The following is a 14,660-nucleotide window of genomic DNA, read 5'->3' on the forward strand; positions in this document are numbered from 1 at the left end:
ATCAGAATACGCCTACGATTCCTTGTGGTCGGGATACGTCCTAATACGCTCGGATGTCGACGGTCCGGCGGTCGAAGTTAGCGCTCCCACTCGTAGAACCACCACGACGCGCCGAGCAGCAGGAGTCCCGCTCCGAGGACTGACGTCGCCGGCTCGGGGAAGACGAACAGCACGAACCCGACTAGGATCAGGAGGCTCGGCTCTATCTCGTTCCAGTACTCCGAGTAGCTGGGAAAGGCCATGCCGGCGATACGGCGCCCCGACTCAAAGAAGTTCACCGGTGTCGGGGACGGTCAGTACAGTGAGCGGTGCGGTGCGGTCGCGGTCCCGGCGTCCGCGCGAACGCGTGAGCGCGGGCTCGGGAGAGCTTGCTCTCCCCGCGGACTGAACGAGCGAGGCGCGCTCGTGCTGATAGTCACCGGCCGCGAGCGCGCCTCGCCCCTTCAGTGCTCGCTGTCGAGTGCGGTCGTCCGTACTGGTGCGTTCACCCCACGGAACGAATCACCGAAACCGACGGACGCGGGATCAGCTGATCGTGTCGATGCGGTCGACGGGCATGACGGAGTAGTCGATGGAGAGGGTGTCCTGGGTGGCGCGGATCTTGCCGACGAAGGTAGAGATGTCCTCCAGGTCGCCCTCGAGGATGAACAGTTCGAGGCAGTAGTGGTCGCCGATGTGGCTGTGGACGTTCGAGGCGACGAGGTTCTCGTACTCGTGGCGGAGGTTCATCATCCGGTGTTCGACGCCCGACGACGAGTAGTCGAACAGGACGGTGACCACGCCCATCAGTTCCCGCTCCTCCAGTTGCTTGTCCTCGAACTCCCCGAGGAGGTTGCGCGCGGCCTCCCGGACCACCTCGCTGCGGCCGGTGTAGCCGTGCTCCTCGGCGAACGAGTCGATCCGTTCGAGCAACTCGTCCGGCATCGAGACGCTGACGACGGTCATATGTTAACAGAATCGTAGCGAGCTATTAAGGATTGATATCACGGGCGGTCGGCCGCCGGGCGGTGGGCGAGTCCGGTCGACTCCTCCGGGAACACCGTGGAGGCGATCCATGCCGGGAGACTCAAGGACCGCGGGCGGGAGATGGGAGACCATGGAGACGAGCCATCGGGTCGTCCTCGGCGACGCGCGGGACCTGTCGGCGCTCGCCGACGACAGCGTCGACCTGGTCGTCACGTCGCCGCCGTACCCGATGATCGAGATGTGGGACGAGACGTTCGGCGCGCTCGATCCCGCCGTCGCGGACGCGCTGGCGGCCGACGACGGCCAGCGCGCCTTCGAGGCGATGCACGGCGTCCTCGACGAGGTGTGGGCCGAGCTGGAGCGGGTGCTCGTCGACGGCGGGATCGCCTGCGTCAACGTCGGCGACGCGACCCGCACCGTCGACGGGAGCTTCCGCGTCTACCCCAACCACGCCCGCGTGCTGGAGGCGTTCCGGTCGCTCGGGTTCGACCCGCTGCCGGACGTGCTCTGGCGCAAACCGACCAACAGCGCCGCGAAGTTCATGGGCTCGGGGATGGTCCCGCCCAACGCCTACGTCACCCTCGAACACGAGTACGTCCTCGTCTTCCGCAACGGGGGCGACTCCCGGTCGTTCGAGCCCGGCGCGGACCGGCGCTACGAGGCCGCCTACTTCTGGGAGGAGCGCAACCGCTGGTTCTCCGACGTGTGGACCGACGTGACCGGCGACCTCCAGGAACTCGACCACGACGACCTGCGCGAGCGCTCCGCCGCGTTCCCCTTCGAGATCCCCTACCGCCTCGTCAACATGTACTCGGCCTACGGCGACACGGTGCTGGACCCCTTCTGGGGCACCGGCACCACCTCGCTCGCGGCGCTGGTCGCCGGCCGCGACTCCGTCGGCTACGAGCGCGAACCCGCCTTCGCCGAGGTCTTCGACGACGCAGTGAACGAGGCTCCCGCGCTCTCCCGGTCGGTCGTCGAGGAACGGCTCGACCGCCACCGCGAGTTCGTCGCCGACGTGCGCGAGGACGGCGACGAACTGGGCTACGACGCCGTCCACTACGACTTCCCCGTCCGCACGAAACAGGAGCGGGAGATCCGCTTCTACGAAGTCACGTCTGTCGAGTCGACGGCCGACGGCTACCGTGCTGTCCACGAGCCAGTGTGAAAACGCGAGAGGCAGGACGGTGACGGTCCCGCGAGAGCGGTCCCGTCCGACTGTCCCGCTACTTCGGCGGGCCGTTGCCGTTCCCGCTGTTCCCGTTACCGGAACCGTTGCCGTTGTTTCCGTTGCCGTTTCCGGGACCATTGCCGTTTCCGGGACCGTTACCGTTCCCGGGAGCCTGGTCACCGGCGAAGGTGAACTCGACGCCGACGGGGACGCGACCGCTCTCGCCCGCCTCGGCGGCCCAGGTGCTCGCGACGACCACCGTCTCGAAGTTGCCGTTGTGGAGGAACTTCTGCAGGTCACGCTCGCCGGCCTCGTCGAAGGTCGTCGTGTCGACCTGCTTGACCTGGTAGTTGCCGTTGTGCTTGATCCCGATGAACGAGAACTGGTACTCGACGTTGTCGCCGGTGGCCTCGCGCTCGCTCAGGTACGGCGCCGTCGAGTTCGTCGGGACGGACTCGCCGGCGACGCTGACGTTCCTGACGTACCAGCCGTCCTTGACGAACGCCCAGTCGGTGACGTACCGGAAGGAGATCAGGACGCTCTCGTTGCCCTCGTAGGCCGAGAGGTCGAACGTCTGGGACTCCCAGCCGTCCGTGTCGCCGGTCAGCCCCGGCACGTTCGCCTTCACCGTCGGGTGGGCCTCGGGGTCCGGCGATGCGTCGGTGTTCTCGTTCGAGAGGCTGTGCCAGGTCTCGCCGCCGTCGGTCGACACCTGCACGAAGCCGTAGTCCCAGTTTTCCTCGATACGCTGGAAGCTCTCGAAGGTCAGCGTCGGGTCCTCGACGTTCGAGAGGTCCCGCTCGACGATGGCGTGGCGGTCGAGCAGGTTCCCGGACCCGCTGTAGAGGACCTCGCCCTCGCCGGTCACGGGGTCGGTCGCCGTCGACCACTCCGTGTCCGTGAAGTCGGTCCCCGAGACGGTCACGTCCCTGATCGGACCCCGCTCGCTCGTATCGATCGTCCGGTAGTTGGTCCCCCAGGCGCCGGCGGTACCGACCGATCCCGAAGTGTTCAGCTCCACCTCGACGCCGTCGATGTGGAACTCGTCTTTCGGCGGCGTCCGGATGTCGTCGGTCGCCACGGCGGTCGAGAAGTCCTGGTAGAGGTCGGCGAAGTCACGCTCCGCTCCGACCTCGTCCAGGGTGTTCTCGACGGAGGTGATGCCGTTGTCCGTATCCCGTGCGAGGTTGGAGATGAACTCCCGGCCGTACTGGTCGGCCAGGTACATCGTCCACGTGTAGGCGATCCCGTAGTCCGCGAGGACGTTGCGCGCTCCCTGGTCCTCCCAGTTAGTCAGCGAGTTCGAGGGCAGCTGTTCGTAGGCCCCGAGGTGGCCCTCCGGGACGCCGTAGCCGGTGATGTACTCGGCGTAGTCCGACATCCCCTCGTTGACCCAGGTGGTCTCGTCGCCGTCCAGGTCGGCGTGGACGAGGTGCTGGTACTCGTGGGCCAGCGTGCCCTCGTAGCCCGTCCGCCGGTTAGTTTCGTTGACGGCGTTCCAGTCGTAGGCATCGACCGTGATGGTGTTGCGGTCGGTGTAGGTCTGGATCGTCGGCGAGTAGAAGCCGGCGATGTACAGCGGGTACTCCGGATTGTAGTAGTTCCGGTCGCGGACGTTGTCCACGAGCAACACGGTCCTGGTGGAGTTGTCCCCCGTCTCGTAGTAGTCCTCCGGCACCGCGCCGATCTGTTCGAGCAGCGACTCGGTGCCGTTGCGGGCGTCGGGCCGGCCGAACGTCTCCGTCTCGACCGGGTACATGTTCTCGTCGAACTGTTCGGCCATCGACTCGGCCTGCGCCTCGGAGATCGTCGGGTCCTCGCGCGGGTCGTCGCTCGGCCACGAGAGCTTGTTCGCGACCCACACCTCGATCTCGTCGCCGACCGCCAGCAGCGTGTACTCCTTGAAGTAGTAGCTGCCCCGGTCGGAGCCGAGGTACTGTTTCGACGTGCCGACCAGCGGGTGGTCCTCGTCGTCCGGGTCCAGCACGATGGAGTCAGAGGGCGATCCGTCCCCCGACTCGCTCGCCGCGTCCCCCGTGGCGAGCCCCGCCGGCGCCGTGTCCACGTCGACCGGCTTGTCGGTCCAGTTACGCGTCGGTTCGACCCCCGTGTAGCCGTCGGAGGCGTTGCCCGGCTCCCCCTCGGGCACGGGCTTGGTCAGTTCAGCCCGCGTCGGGCCGTCCGTCGGTTCCCCCGTCGCGCCGCCGACGCCCGCGGTGACCGCCGCGAGCGCGACGACGAGCGCCATGAGTACTGATCGCATGGGTACGATCCAGCCTGTGATACAGACGGAGTGATAATAAATAGTTGCCGTATAATCAATACTGAGCGTCACGAACGGATGACCCCATAGCCGCTATCGGCTACCGGGAACCGTGGATCGGGCCGATAGATCGGTCACCGAATCCGCCACTCCGTCGAAAGCGGTGTCGAGATCCGCGGCCGCTCACCGGGCGACGGTCGTCTCACCGATATCGTATAAGTATAAAATATTTGCCATAGTCCCGGGCGGATTCGAACCGCCGTCCTAGGCTTGCTCCGCGACACGGCGGATGAATGGGTCGCGCACACCGTGCCGCTCCAAAGGCCTAGATGATTGGCCACTACACCACGGGACTTCGAGTGGCCATTACCACCGAGTCATTTTATTCGTTCCGGCATCGCTCGACGGTCAGTTCGGTCGAAGTTTCTCGGGTGGTATCTCACCGGATTCGGCGAGCCGGTGACAGTTCCGACAGAGCGTCACGACGTTGTCGAGTGAATGCGCTTCCTGAGGGTCGTCGAACTCCCGGATCGGTGTAATGTGATGAACGTCCGGTTCGCGACCGATCTCCTCGCGTCTTTTCCCACAGTTCTGGCACCGGTGGTCGTCTCGGTCGAACGCTCTTCGCCTCACTTGATACCAGTCGCCGGTGTAGACTCCGCGATTGCTCCGACCGCCGTATAATGCATCGCTTACACACTCCCTGCTGCAGAAGCGCACGCCACCATCTCGCAGAGTACAAGGGAGAACCGAGAACTCCTCGCCGCAGTGCTCACACTCCCGCTCGATCTGCTCGATGTCGTGGGCCTCGGCGTAGTTGTCGCCGAGGAACTCGTCTGCTTCGCGGACGCAGTCGGGGCAGTAGATACCGTTCTTGTCCGAGGGGTAGTACTCGAACTCGCCGCCGCACCGCTCGCAGTCGGCCCGTCTCTCGCGTCCTTCCAGTTGCCGTTGTTCTCGCCCGCGTTCGGCTCGCAGTCGTCGCAGTAGGACAGCCGTGCCTTCGGGCGTAGAACTCGCTACCACACCCGTCGCACGTCCGATCCGGGAGCGACTCGCCGTGGACCTTCGCGTGGTGCTGGCGCTCGCCGGCCTCGGTCGACAGCGATCTACCACAGGTCGGACACCCCAGCACGAAGTGAAGTGGTTGCGACTTCGGTGAAAAGGATACGCCCTCTCGGACCGCTTTTGTGGCATGATACCATACCATCATCCAGGAATAGTTTTTTCTTTGATGGGATCGACGCTGAGGTACCGATGCGCGAGCGGGTGGGAGTTAGTGATGTCTGAGACGACTGCACGGAACGGGACGGACGGGACGGCGGACAACCCCCTGGCGGGGTTGATGAAACGGTACGCACGCCCGTACGCCGGACAGTTCGGACTCGGGCTGGTGGCAGTCCTGCTGGCGCGTATCCCCCAGCACGCGCCGGCGTTCGTCATCGGGCAGGCGTTCGACTCGGTGCTGCTCGGGGACAGGGCCTACGCGCTGCCGGGGGTTCCCGGCGCGTGGATCCCCGAGGAGCGGGTGGCCCAGCTGTGGCTCACCGTCGGGATTCTCGTCGCCGCGGTCGCAGCGCGGAACGCGCTGGACTGGCTCGGGTCGTGGTTCAACAACCGCGGTAGCCTGGCGATGTTGCACGACATCCGGACCGACGCCTTCGACGCGGCGACCGAACTGCGGATGGGGTATCACGACGACGAACAGACCGGCGAGGTGATGAGCGTCGTCCACAACGACGTCGACAACCTCGTCGGCGTCGTCGGCGCGTTCTACAGCGCGGTGTCGTACTCGGCACAGGTGGTCGTCGCCTTCGGGTTCATGGCGCTGCTGAACTGGCAACTGGCGGCGCTGCTGGTCGTCTTTCCGGCCGTCGTCGCGGTGGCAAGCCGGTTCTACGCGCGTGTGCTGGAGCCGCGACACGAGGCCGTCCGGGAGAGCGTGGGCGATCTCAACGCCCGGCTGGAGGACACGCTCGACGGTATCAGCACCGTCAAGGCGTTCTCCCGCGAGGACCACGAGCGCGACCGGGTCGCCGACGCCTCCGCGACCTACCGGCGGCGCAACTGGGAGACGATCCGGATGCGGCTGCGCTTCGACTTCGGGACCTGGACGACGAGCACGTTTATGACCGTGACCATCTTCCTGGTGGGCGGCTACTGGGTGGCCGCCGGGCCGCCGGCCTTTCTCGGCGGCTCCTTTACCGCCGGCTCGCTCCTGACCTTTCTCATGTACGCCAACGGGTTCATGTCGCCGGTCCGCGACCTGGCCGTCGACGTCGTCGACAGCTACGAGGACGCGCTGGCGTCCAGCAAGCGCGTCGACGGGTTGCTGTCGAGCGACGACCGCCGCGAGGCCGACGACGACGCGCCCGAGTTGACCGTCACCGAGGGCGCCGTCGACTACGACGCCGTCTCCTTTGGCTACGACGACGAGACGACCGTCGAAGACGTCGACTTCACCGTCGAGCCGGGCGAACTGGTCGGCATCGTCGGCTCGACCGGCGCGGGCAAGTCGACGCTCGTCAAGCTGCTCTTCCGGTTCTACGAGCTCGACGCGGGGACGATCCGGATCGACGGGCAGGACATCGGCGAGGTCCGGCTCGACAGCCTCCGCAGCCGGCTGGGCTACGTCAGCCAGGACCCCTTCCTCTTCGACGGGACCGTCCGCGAGAACGTCGCGTACGCCAGCCCGGAGACGGCCCGGGAGGAGGTCGTCGAGGCGGCGAAACTGGCCGGGGCCCACGAGTTCGTCACGGACCTGCCCGAGGGCTACGACACGGAGGTCGGCGAGCGCGGCGTGAAGCTGTCGGGCGGCCAGCGCCAGCGGGTCGCCATCGCCCGCGCGCTGGTCCGCGACCCGCCGGTGCTGGTCTTCGACGAGGCGACTAGCCACGTCGACAACGAGACGGAACTCCGCATCCAGCAGAGCCTCGACGCGCTGGCGGCCGACCGCACCACCTTCGCCATCGCCCACCGCCTGTCCACCGTCCGCGACGCCGACCGCATCCTCGTGGTGGACGACGGTCGGCTCGTCGCCGAGGGGACCCACGCCGAACTGCTGGAGCGCGACGGCATCTACGCCGACCTCTGGCGCGTACAGGTGGGCAACTACGGCGCCGTCTCCGAGGGATTCGTCGCCGGCCAGGAGGGAGATGAATGAGCGACCGAACCCTCGCCGAGGAGACCGACATCGAGTACCCGCTGTGGTACCTGATACGGCGGGTCGGCCGACCGCACCTCCCGTGGTTCGTCGGCGCGACGCTGGTGTCTGCCGTCGCCGCGACGCTCGGAAATGTCAACGCGCTGTTGATCGGGTTCGCGTTCGACACCGTCTTCGGCGGCCGACCCTTCGCGCTTCCGCTGGTCCCCGAGCCGTGGCTCCCCGAGACGACGGTCGGCCAGGTCTGGTTCACCGGCGGGCTGATGTTCGCCCTCGGCGTCGTCGTGGTCACGCTGACGATCGGGAAAAACTGGCTGTGGGAGGTGTTCGGTCACCGCCTGCTGGACGACGCCCGCGTCGAGACGTTCGACTCCGCCCAGCGCCAGGAGCTGGCCTTCTTCGACCGTCACCAGACCGGCGACGTGATGAACGCCCTGAACGACGACGTCAACCGGCTCGAACAGTCGCTGACGAAAAACGCCCGCTGGACGGTCGACACCGTCGTCACCATCGCCAGCGCCATGCTGTTCATGGCCTACATCAACTGGCAGCTCACCGCCGCGGTCCTCGCCCTCCTCCCGGTGTTGGCCGGCGTCAACTACTGGTTCGCCGGAATCCTCGAAGAGCGATACGACGAGGTCCGCCAGGCTGCCGGCGCGCTCAACGCCCGGATGGAGACGAGCCTCGGCGGGCTGGCCGTCGTGAAGGCCAACGTCGCCGGGCCCTTCGAGCGCGACCGGTTCGGCGACGCCTCCCGAAACCTGTGGGACGCCCAGTGGGAGGGGACCCGCTGGCGGATCCGTCAGAACCCGGCCGTCCAGTCGGTGACCGGCGTGACGATGGGCGCCGCGATGGTGATCGGCGGGATCTGGGTGATCGACGGACCGCCCCTGTTCTTCACGGGCGCGCTCACCGCCGGCCAGCTCGTGCCGTTCCTGTTCTACATGCGCGACCTGGAGGGGCCGGTCGAGTTCACCACCGCGATCGTCGGCAGCTACAAGATCGCACAGGCCTCCGCCAGGCGCGTCGTCGGCGTCCGCAACGCCGACGAGCGGGTCGCTGACGACGCCGACGGCGAGCCGCTGGGCGAGGTCGAGGGGGAAGTCGCCTTCGAGAGCGTCTCCTTTAGCTACCCGGGCACCGACGAGCGCGTCCTCGACGGCGTCGATTTCACCGTCGAGCCCGGCGCGACCGTCGGCATCGTCGGCTCGACCGGCGCGGGCAAGTCGACGCTCGTGAAGCTACTGTTGCGCTTCTACGAGCCCGATTCGGGGGCCGTCCGCGTCGACGGCCGCGACACGTCGACGGTCACCCGTCGCAGCCTCCGCGAGGCCGTCGGCTACGTCGACCAGGAGCCGTTCCTCTTCGACGGCACCGTCGCAGAGAACATCGCCTACGGGGCCGACGAATCCGGCCTGCGGGAGACCGCGAACGGGACGTGCGAGGCGGAGCGACCCGCGAGTTCCGGTGTCGACGCCGACATCGAGGCGGCCGCCCGGTCGGCGGCCGCCTATCGGTTCGTCTCCGAGTTGCCGGAGGGCTACGACACGCAGGTCGGCGAGCGCGGCGTGAAGCTGTCGGGCGGCCAGCGCCAGCGGATCGCCATCGCACGGGCGCTGGTCGGTGACCCCGACGTGATGGTCTTCGACGAGGCGACCAGCCACGTCGACAACGAGACGGAGGTGCTGATCCAGCGCACTCTCGACGAGCTGACCGCCGACCGGACGACGTTCGTCATCGCCCACCGGCTGTCGACGGTGCGAAACGCCGACGAGATACTCGTCCTGGACGACGGCGAACTCGTCGAGCGGGGCACCCACGAGGAGCTGCTGGCTCGCGGCGGGACGTACGCGAACCTCTGGCACGTCCAGGTCGGAGAGATAGACGAACTCCCTGCGGCGTTCGTCGACCGGGTGACGGTCGACGACTGAGCCGTCCGGGGGTGCGGACTGGCTGGGACGGCCGTCAGTCGTCGGCGGCCGCGGGGACTTCGAGCAGGCCGCACACGTCCTCCTCGGGGTCGAAGCAGTCGGGACAGGCCGGGTCGCGGTCGATGATGGTGTCCAGCCGCTCGGCGACGGTCTCGTCGATGACGCTCTCCAGCTGGCGGGCCTCGCCGCGGAACTCCTCGACTTCGAGGACCTCGACGAGGAATCGCTCGATGATGCAGTAGTTCTGGAGCGCGTCGCGGGCGCGGACGATGCCCTCGTCGGACAGCGAGACGCCCTTGTACTTCTCGTGTTCGGCCAGGCCGTTGTCCTCGAGCTTGCCGATCATCTCGTTGGCGCTGGCGGGGCTCACGTCGAGCCGGTCGGCCAGGTCGCCGGTCGACGCGGGGCCGTCCTCGATCTGCTGGATCAGGTAGATGGCTTTCAGGTACTGGTCGGCCGTGTTCATCGTCGCTCCTCCATGAGCTCGGTCACTTCCTCGACGCCCTCGGCCTCCTCCTCGCGGATGGCCGCGAGCGTGTCGAGCAGTCGGTCGCGGTCGATGCCAAAGCGCACGTCCGAGGCCTCGACGGCCTCGATGAGGTCGTCGTAGAACTTGTAGGCGGTCTCCTCGTTGCAGAGCTGGTCGTAGAGGACGCCGTCGAAGTCCTCGTCGGCCTCGTACTGGGCCTCGACCAGCGCCTCGATCTCCTCGTAGGCGACCGTGTCGGCGTCGAGTTCCTCGACGAGGTCCTCCAGGCGGTCGCGGTGGTCGGCGGACTCCTCGGCGGCGTCCTCGAGCATCGCCCGCACGTCGTCGGTCAGGTCCGCCTGGGCGTCGCGGGCGTGTTTCGACGCCCGCGCCTCGACGACCTCCTCCAGAACGATCCCGATCTGGAGCAGGCGCGCCAGCTGGTGGTCGGACCCGACGGGGACGGTGAGACTCACCGCCGCACCCCCCGGCAGTCCTCGTCCGTCACACGATTCATGCGCGGTTCTCGGGTAGGCGGGGACGTAAGTCCTTCCCTCGGCGGCGCCAGCGCGGGCCGCTCGCGTCGCGCTCGCGCCACAGCTGCGTCACCGATTGGACCGTCGTTCGCGGTTCCGGGGCCCGTCGCCCTGGCGGTCGCTCTCTCCGTCTCCGGTCCAGCGCAGCGCCAGCACGTACAGCCCGACGACGGCGACCCCGACCGCCACGCCGATGGCCGAGTCGGTCACGAGATGGGGGTGGCCCGTATGCAGTGGGACGGCGGACGCCACCGCGAGCGCGAGGAGGTACAGCGGACGCATACTCTGATGGCTACCACTCCACCGCGGTACTTAAACGACGGGCGCGTTTTCGCAACCTGGGAACGCGAGCGAACGTGGCCGAGGCGGACGGAAAACGGGGCCTACGACCGGAGGCGCTCGACGATCAGCTCGTCGAGGTCCTCGCGGAGTTCGTCGACCGCGACCTCCTCGAGGACGGGCACGAAGAAGCCCTCGACGAGCATGTTCTTCGCGCGCTCCTCGCCGACGCCGCGGGAGGTCATGTAGAACAGGTCCTCGGCGTCGACCTGGCCGACCGTCGCGGAGTGGCTGGCCTCGGTGTCGTGGTTGTTGATGATCAGCTTCGGCGAGGCGTCGGCCTCGCTGTCGTCGCTGAGCATCAGCGTGTTCTCGCGCTGGTAGGAGTTGGTGTCCCACGCCTCGCGGCCCACGTCCTGGACGCCCTCGTAGACCGAGCGGGCCTCGTCGTCGAGGACGCCGCGAGTGACGAGGTCGGCCGTGGTGTGCTCGTCCTCGTGCCAGACGCGGCTGTTGATGTCGAAGTGCTGGTCGTCGTGGCCGAAGAAGGCGCCGACGATCTGGCTCTCCGAGCCCTCGCCGAGCAGGCGCGTCTCGACGCTGGACTTCGTCAGCCGGGAGCCGATGTTGCCCTCGATCCAGTCGACCGAGGCGTGGTCGGCGGTGTGGCCGCGCTTGACCTGGAAGTTGTAGGTGTCCTCTGCGAGGTTCTGGAGCGTCCCGTACTGGACGCTGGCGTTCTCGCCGGCGACGACCTCGACGACGCCCGAGTAGTACTGGTCGCCGTCGACGTTCGTCCCGGTGCTCTGCCGTTCGAGGATCGTCGCGGAGGCCGACTCCTCGGCGACGACGAGCGTGTAGTTGAACAGCGAGCGGCTGTTCATCCGGGTGCGGATCTTCACGTCCTCGGCGGCCACGCCTTCGGGGACGTAGACGACGGTCCCGGCGCTGAACAGCGCCGTCGACAGCGCCGTCAGGAAGTCGCGCTGGGGGTCGACGACGCTGCCGAACTGCTCCTCGACGAGGTCGCCGTGTTCGGCCAGCGCCTCGGACCACGAGAGCACGTCCGCGCCCTCGGCCTCGACGCGGTCTTTCTCCTGTTCCCACTCGAGGGGGTCGACCAGCGACTCGTAGTCGAGGTCGGTGAGGTTCGTCCAGTGGCGCGGCCCGGGCGTGGTGATCACGTCCGGCATGTCCAGGTCGTCCAGCGCCGCCAGCGCGTCCAGGCGGGTCTCGAGGAGCCACTCGGGCTCGTCGAGCTCGTCGCTGATCTGCTCTACCTGCTCCTCTGTGAGGTTCGCGTGTAGCTGCGTGCTCATGGAAATCACCGGGGTTACCCGAGCGAGCCCTCCATCTCCAGCTCGATGAGGCGGTTGAGCTCGACCGCGTACTCGATGGGCAGTTCCTCGGTGATCGGCTCGATGAAGCCGGCGACGATCATCTGCTTGGCGTCGTCGTCGTCCAGGCCACGAGACTGGAGGTAGAAGACGTCCTCGTCGCCGATCTTGCCGACGGTCGCCTCGTGGGCCACGTCGACGTCGTTCTCCTGGATCTCCATGTACGGCATGGTGTCCGACGTGGAGTCGTTGTCGAACATCAGCGCGTCACACTCGACGTTGGTCTTCGAGCCCTCGGCGCCGTTGGCCATGTGGACGAGGCCGCGGTAGTTGGTGCGGCCGCCGTCCTTGGCGATGGACTTGGACTCGATGGTGGAGCTGGTGTCGGGCGCGTTGTGGTAGACCTTCGCGCCGGTGTCGATGTCCTGACCCTCGCCGGCCATCGCGATGGTGATGTGGTTGTCGGTCGCGCCGGGGCCCTTGAGGATGGTGCTCGGGTAGAGCATCGTCGCCTTCGAGCCCATCGAGCCGGAGACCCACTCCATCGTGGCGTCGGCCTCGGCGATGGCGCGCTTGGTGTTGAGGTTGTAGGTGTTCTTCGACCAGTTCTGCACCGTCGAGTACTGGACGTGGGCGCCCTCGCCCACGAACACCTCGACGCCGCCGCTGTGGAGGTTGAACTCGGAGTACTTCGGGGCGGAACAGCCCTCGATGTAGTGCACTTCCGAACCCTCCTCGGCGATGATGAGCGTGTGCTCGAACTGGCCCATGCCGTCGGAGTTCATCCGGAAGTACGCCTGGACCGGCATGTCGACCGTCGTGTCCTCGGGGACGTAGACGAACGACCCGCCGGACCAGATAGCGCCGTGCAGCGCCGCGAACTTGTTGTCGCTCGGCGGCACGGCCTTCGTCATGAAGTGCTCGCGGACGAGCTCCTCGTGCTCCTGGACGGCCTTGTCCATGTCGCAGAAGATGACGCCCTTCTCCTCCCAGCGCTCCTGCATGTTCTGGTAGACGATCTCCGACTCGTACTGGGCGCCGACGCCGGAGAGGGCGTTCTTCTCCGCCTCGGGGATGCCGAGCTTGTCGAAGGTGTCCTGGATCTCCTCGGGCAGGTCCTCCCAGTCGTCGACCCCGCCGCGGGTGTCGATGTCCGGCCGGATGTACGGGACGATCTCGTCGACGTCGACCTCCGAGATGTCCGGCGCGCCCGGCCAGTCGGTCGGCATCGGCATCTCGTGGAACTGCTCCAGCGCGCGCAGGCGCCGCTCGAGCATCCACTCCGGTTCGTCCTTGTCCTCGGAGATGACCCTGATGGTCTCCTCCGTGAGACCCTTCTCGGCCTCGAAGGCGGACTTCTCCTCCTTCTTGAACTCGAAGCGGGCCTCGGTGTCGGTCTCCTTGAGATGGTCTTGGTCTGAGCTCATTGTTGTGTCGTGTGTTTGGTGTGCAGACGGAAGACGTTGTGCACGGTCACGCCGCCTCGTAGACTTCCTCGCGGACCCAGTCGTACCCCTCGTCTTCGAGGGTCTCGGCCAGTTCGGCGCCGCCGGATTTGGCGATCTCGCCGTCGAGCATCACGTGGACGTGGTCCGGCTCGACGTAGTCGAGGATCCGCTGGTAGTGAGTGATCTGCAGGATGCCCGCGCCCTGCTCGTCGCGCAGGGCGTTGATGCCCGTCGAGACGTCCTGCAGGCGGTCGATGTCCAGCCCGGAGTCGATCTCGTCGAGCACGGCGATGCTCGGCTCGAGGATCGCGGCCTGGAGCACCTCGTTCTGCTTCTTCTCCCCGCCGGAGAAGCCCGCGTTGAGATAGCGGTTCGCGAACTTCTCGTCCATGTCGAGCTGCTCCATCTTCTCCTGGAGGATCTCCTGGAACTCCGCGACGCCGACCTCGCCCTCGTCGGCGGGCCCCTCCATCGGGGAGGTGTCGTAGCCCGCGGCGTCCTCCTTGGTGTCACCGCCGTCGTCGGCCTCGGTTTCCTCCTCCTCTTCGTCCTCGAAGAGCTCCTCGCGCTCCTCGAGCTTGGCGTTCAGCGCCGTCCGGAGGAAGTTCACCATCGTGACGCCCTCGATCTCGGCGGGGTACTGGAAGGCGAGGAAGATGCCCAGCGCCGCGCGCTCGTTCGGTTCGAGGTCGAGCAGGTCCCACGTCCGCATGTCCTCGGGGACCTCGATGTCCTCGAACTCGTCGGCCTCGATGTGGAGTTGCACGTCGCCGCCCGTGACCTCGTAGGCCGGGTGACCCGCGATGATCTTCGCCAGTGTGGACTTCCCGGAGCCGTTGGGACCCATCAGCGCGTGGATCTCGCCCGACTGGACTTCCAGATCCACGCCCCGAAGGATCTGCTCGCCGCCCTCCTCTGCGACTTTCGCCTGCAAGTTGTCTATTTCGAGTACAGCCATGTGTTTCGGTCGTCCTAAATCACGGTACTGACGCTGATAATAGTTTCGAGTTTCCACGACCGACTTTTCCGAATCGGAAAGTCAATTTGTGGGATAGACAACCGCCGTCGACCGGGTCGGGGACCGGACCCGACCGGGA

13 protein-coding genes and 1 tRNA gene are annotated in these 14,660 nt (G+C 66.9%); 3 read left to right on the forward strand and 11 right to left on the reverse strand.

Going from position 1 to position 14,660, the window contains the following annotated elements; translation table 11 throughout:
- Positions 1–77 precede the first annotated feature (77 nt).
- Entirely contained in the window at positions 78–242 is a 165-nt protein-coding gene (locus ACMGFI_RS20165; protein ID WP_179918330.1) for a hypothetical protein, read from the reverse strand.
- A gap of 283 nt (positions 243–525) precedes the next feature.
- Positions 526–945, reverse strand: coding sequence for a nickel-responsive transcriptional regulator NikR (gene nikR, locus ACMGFI_RS20170; RefSeq protein ID WP_436912073.1), 420 nt, complete (start codon positions 943–945; stop codon positions 526–528).
- Between the two features lie 151 nt (positions 946–1,096).
- Between nikR and ACMGFI_RS20175 the strand changes: the two genes are divergently transcribed.
- On the forward strand, positions 1,097–2,134 hold the full coding sequence (locus ACMGFI_RS20175) for a DNA-methyltransferase (RefSeq protein ID WP_436912076.1): 1,038 nt from the start codon (positions 1,097–1,099) through the stop codon (positions 2,132–2,134).
- A 58-nt stretch (positions 2,135–2,192) separates the two neighbouring features.
- On the opposite strand, the gene ACMGFI_RS20180 is transcribed toward ACMGFI_RS20175, so the two are convergent.
- From ACMGFI_RS20180 to ACMGFI_RS20190, 3 genes are all read right to left on the reverse strand, one after another.
- A complete protein-coding gene (locus ACMGFI_RS20180) occupies positions 2,193–4,400 on the reverse strand; it encodes a peptidase M6 (protein ID WP_436912078.1) in 2,208 nt (735 codons plus the stop codon).
- Positions 4,401–4,636: 236 nt separating this feature from the next.
- Positions 4,637–4,755 (reverse strand) — tRNA-Gln (locus tag ACMGFI_RS20185).
- A gap of 53 nt (positions 4,756–4,808) precedes the next feature.
- Positions 4,809–5,426 (reverse strand): HNH endonuclease, encoded by a 618-nt coding sequence (locus tag ACMGFI_RS20190; RefSeq protein WP_436912079.1) that lies wholly within the window; start codon positions 5,424–5,426, stop codon positions 4,809–4,811.
- Positions 5,427–5,682: 256 nt separating this feature from the next.
- On the opposite strand from ACMGFI_RS20190, the gene ACMGFI_RS20195 reads away from it, so the two are divergent.
- Positions 5,683–7,563 carry an ABC transporter ATP-binding protein gene (locus tag ACMGFI_RS20195; RefSeq protein ID WP_436912081.1) on the forward strand — a complete coding sequence of 627 codons (1,881 nt, stop codon included), beginning with the start codon at positions 5,683–5,685 and terminating at the stop codon, positions 7,561–7,563.
- The gene (locus ACMGFI_RS20200) at positions 7,560–9,494 is read left to right on the forward strand and encodes an ABC transporter ATP-binding protein (protein ID WP_436912082.1); all 1,935 of its coding nucleotides are present in this window, start codon (positions 7,560–7,562) and stop codon (positions 9,492–9,494) included. The genes ACMGFI_RS20195 and ACMGFI_RS20200 overlap by 4 nt, the downstream gene beginning before the upstream one ends.
- A 34-nt stretch (positions 9,495–9,528) precedes the next feature.
- Here the strand turns inward: ACMGFI_RS20200 and ACMGFI_RS20205 are convergent, their stop codons facing one another.
- The 6 genes from ACMGFI_RS20205 to ACMGFI_RS20230 form a co-directional block, all read right to left on the reverse strand.
- Positions 9,529–9,960, reverse strand: a complete 432-nt coding sequence (locus ACMGFI_RS20205; protein WP_436912084.1) for a metal-dependent transcriptional regulator — start codon at positions 9,958–9,960, stop codon at positions 9,529–9,531.
- Entirely contained in the window at positions 9,957–10,439 is a 483-nt protein-coding gene (locus ACMGFI_RS20210; RefSeq protein WP_436912085.1) for a ferritin-like domain-containing protein, read from the reverse strand. The genes ACMGFI_RS20205 and ACMGFI_RS20210 overlap by 4 nt, the downstream gene beginning before the upstream one ends.
- Before the next feature lie 129 nt (positions 10,440–10,568).
- Positions 10,569–10,781: a hypothetical protein gene (locus tag ACMGFI_RS20215; protein WP_436912087.1), complete on the reverse strand. Its 213-nt coding sequence runs from the start codon at positions 10,779–10,781 to the stop codon at positions 10,569–10,571.
- A gap of 101 nt (positions 10,782–10,882) precedes the next feature.
- Positions 10,883–12,097, reverse strand: a complete 1,215-nt coding sequence (gene sufD / locus ACMGFI_RS20220; protein ID WP_436912089.1) for a Fe-S cluster assembly protein SufD — start codon at positions 12,095–12,097, stop codon at positions 10,883–10,885.
- 14 nt (positions 12,098–12,111) lie between these two features.
- The gene (gene sufB / locus ACMGFI_RS20225) at positions 12,112–13,542 is read right to left on the reverse strand and encodes a Fe-S cluster assembly protein SufB (protein WP_436912091.1); all 1,431 of its coding nucleotides are present in this window, start codon (positions 13,540–13,542) and stop codon (positions 12,112–12,114) included.
- A gap of 46 nt (positions 13,543–13,588) precedes the next feature.
- Complete coding sequence (locus ACMGFI_RS20230; RefSeq protein WP_436912093.1) at positions 13,589–14,521, reverse strand: ABC transporter ATP-binding protein; 933 nt, start codon at positions 14,519–14,521, stop codon at positions 13,589–13,591.
- Positions 14,522–14,660 lie beyond the last annotated feature (139 nt).

Source organism: Halosimplex marinum, from assembly GCF_051414075.1.
GTDB classification, from domain to species: Archaea; Halobacteriota; Halobacteria; order Halobacteriales; family Haloarculaceae; genus Halosimplex; species Halosimplex marinum.

Coding starts and splice junctions, on each gene's coding strand:
- ACMGFI_RS20165 (WP_179918330.1), bottom strand. CDS start 242: ATGGCCTTTCCCAGCTACTCGGAGTACTGGAACGAGATAGAGCCGAGC.
- nikR (WP_436912073.1), bottom strand. CDS start 945: ATGACCGTCGTCAGCGTCTCGATGCCGGACGAGTTGCTCGAACGGATC.
- ACMGFI_RS20175 (WP_436912076.1), top strand. CDS start 1,097: ATGGAGACGAGCCATCGGGTCGTCCTCGGCGACGCGCGGGACCTGTCG.
- ACMGFI_RS20180 (WP_436912078.1), bottom strand. CDS start 4,400: ATGCGATCAGTACTCATGGCGCTCGTCGTCGCGCTCGCGGCGGTCACC.
- ACMGFI_RS20195 (WP_436912081.1), top strand. CDS start 5,683: ATGTCTGAGACGACTGCACGGAACGGGACGGACGGGACGGCGGACAAC.
- ACMGFI_RS20200 (WP_436912082.1), top strand. CDS start 7,560: ATGAGCGACCGAACCCTCGCCGAGGAGACCGACATCGAGTACCCGCTG.
- ACMGFI_RS20205 (WP_436912084.1), bottom strand. CDS start 9,960: ATGAACACGGCCGACCAGTACCTGAAAGCCATCTACCTGATCCAGCAG.
- ACMGFI_RS20215 (WP_436912087.1), bottom strand. CDS start 10,781: ATGCGTCCGCTGTACCTCCTCGCGCTCGCGGTGGCGTCCGCCGTCCCA.
- sufD (WP_436912089.1), bottom strand. CDS start 12,097: ATGAGCACGCAGCTACACGCGAACCTCACAGAGGAGCAGGTAGAGCAG.
- sufB (WP_436912091.1), bottom strand. CDS start 13,542: ATGAGCTCAGACCAAGACCATCTCAAGGAGACCGACACCGAGGCCCGC.
- ACMGFI_RS20230 (WP_436912093.1), bottom strand. CDS start 14,521: ATGGCTGTACTCGAAATAGACAACTTGCAGGCGAAAGTCGCAGAGGAG.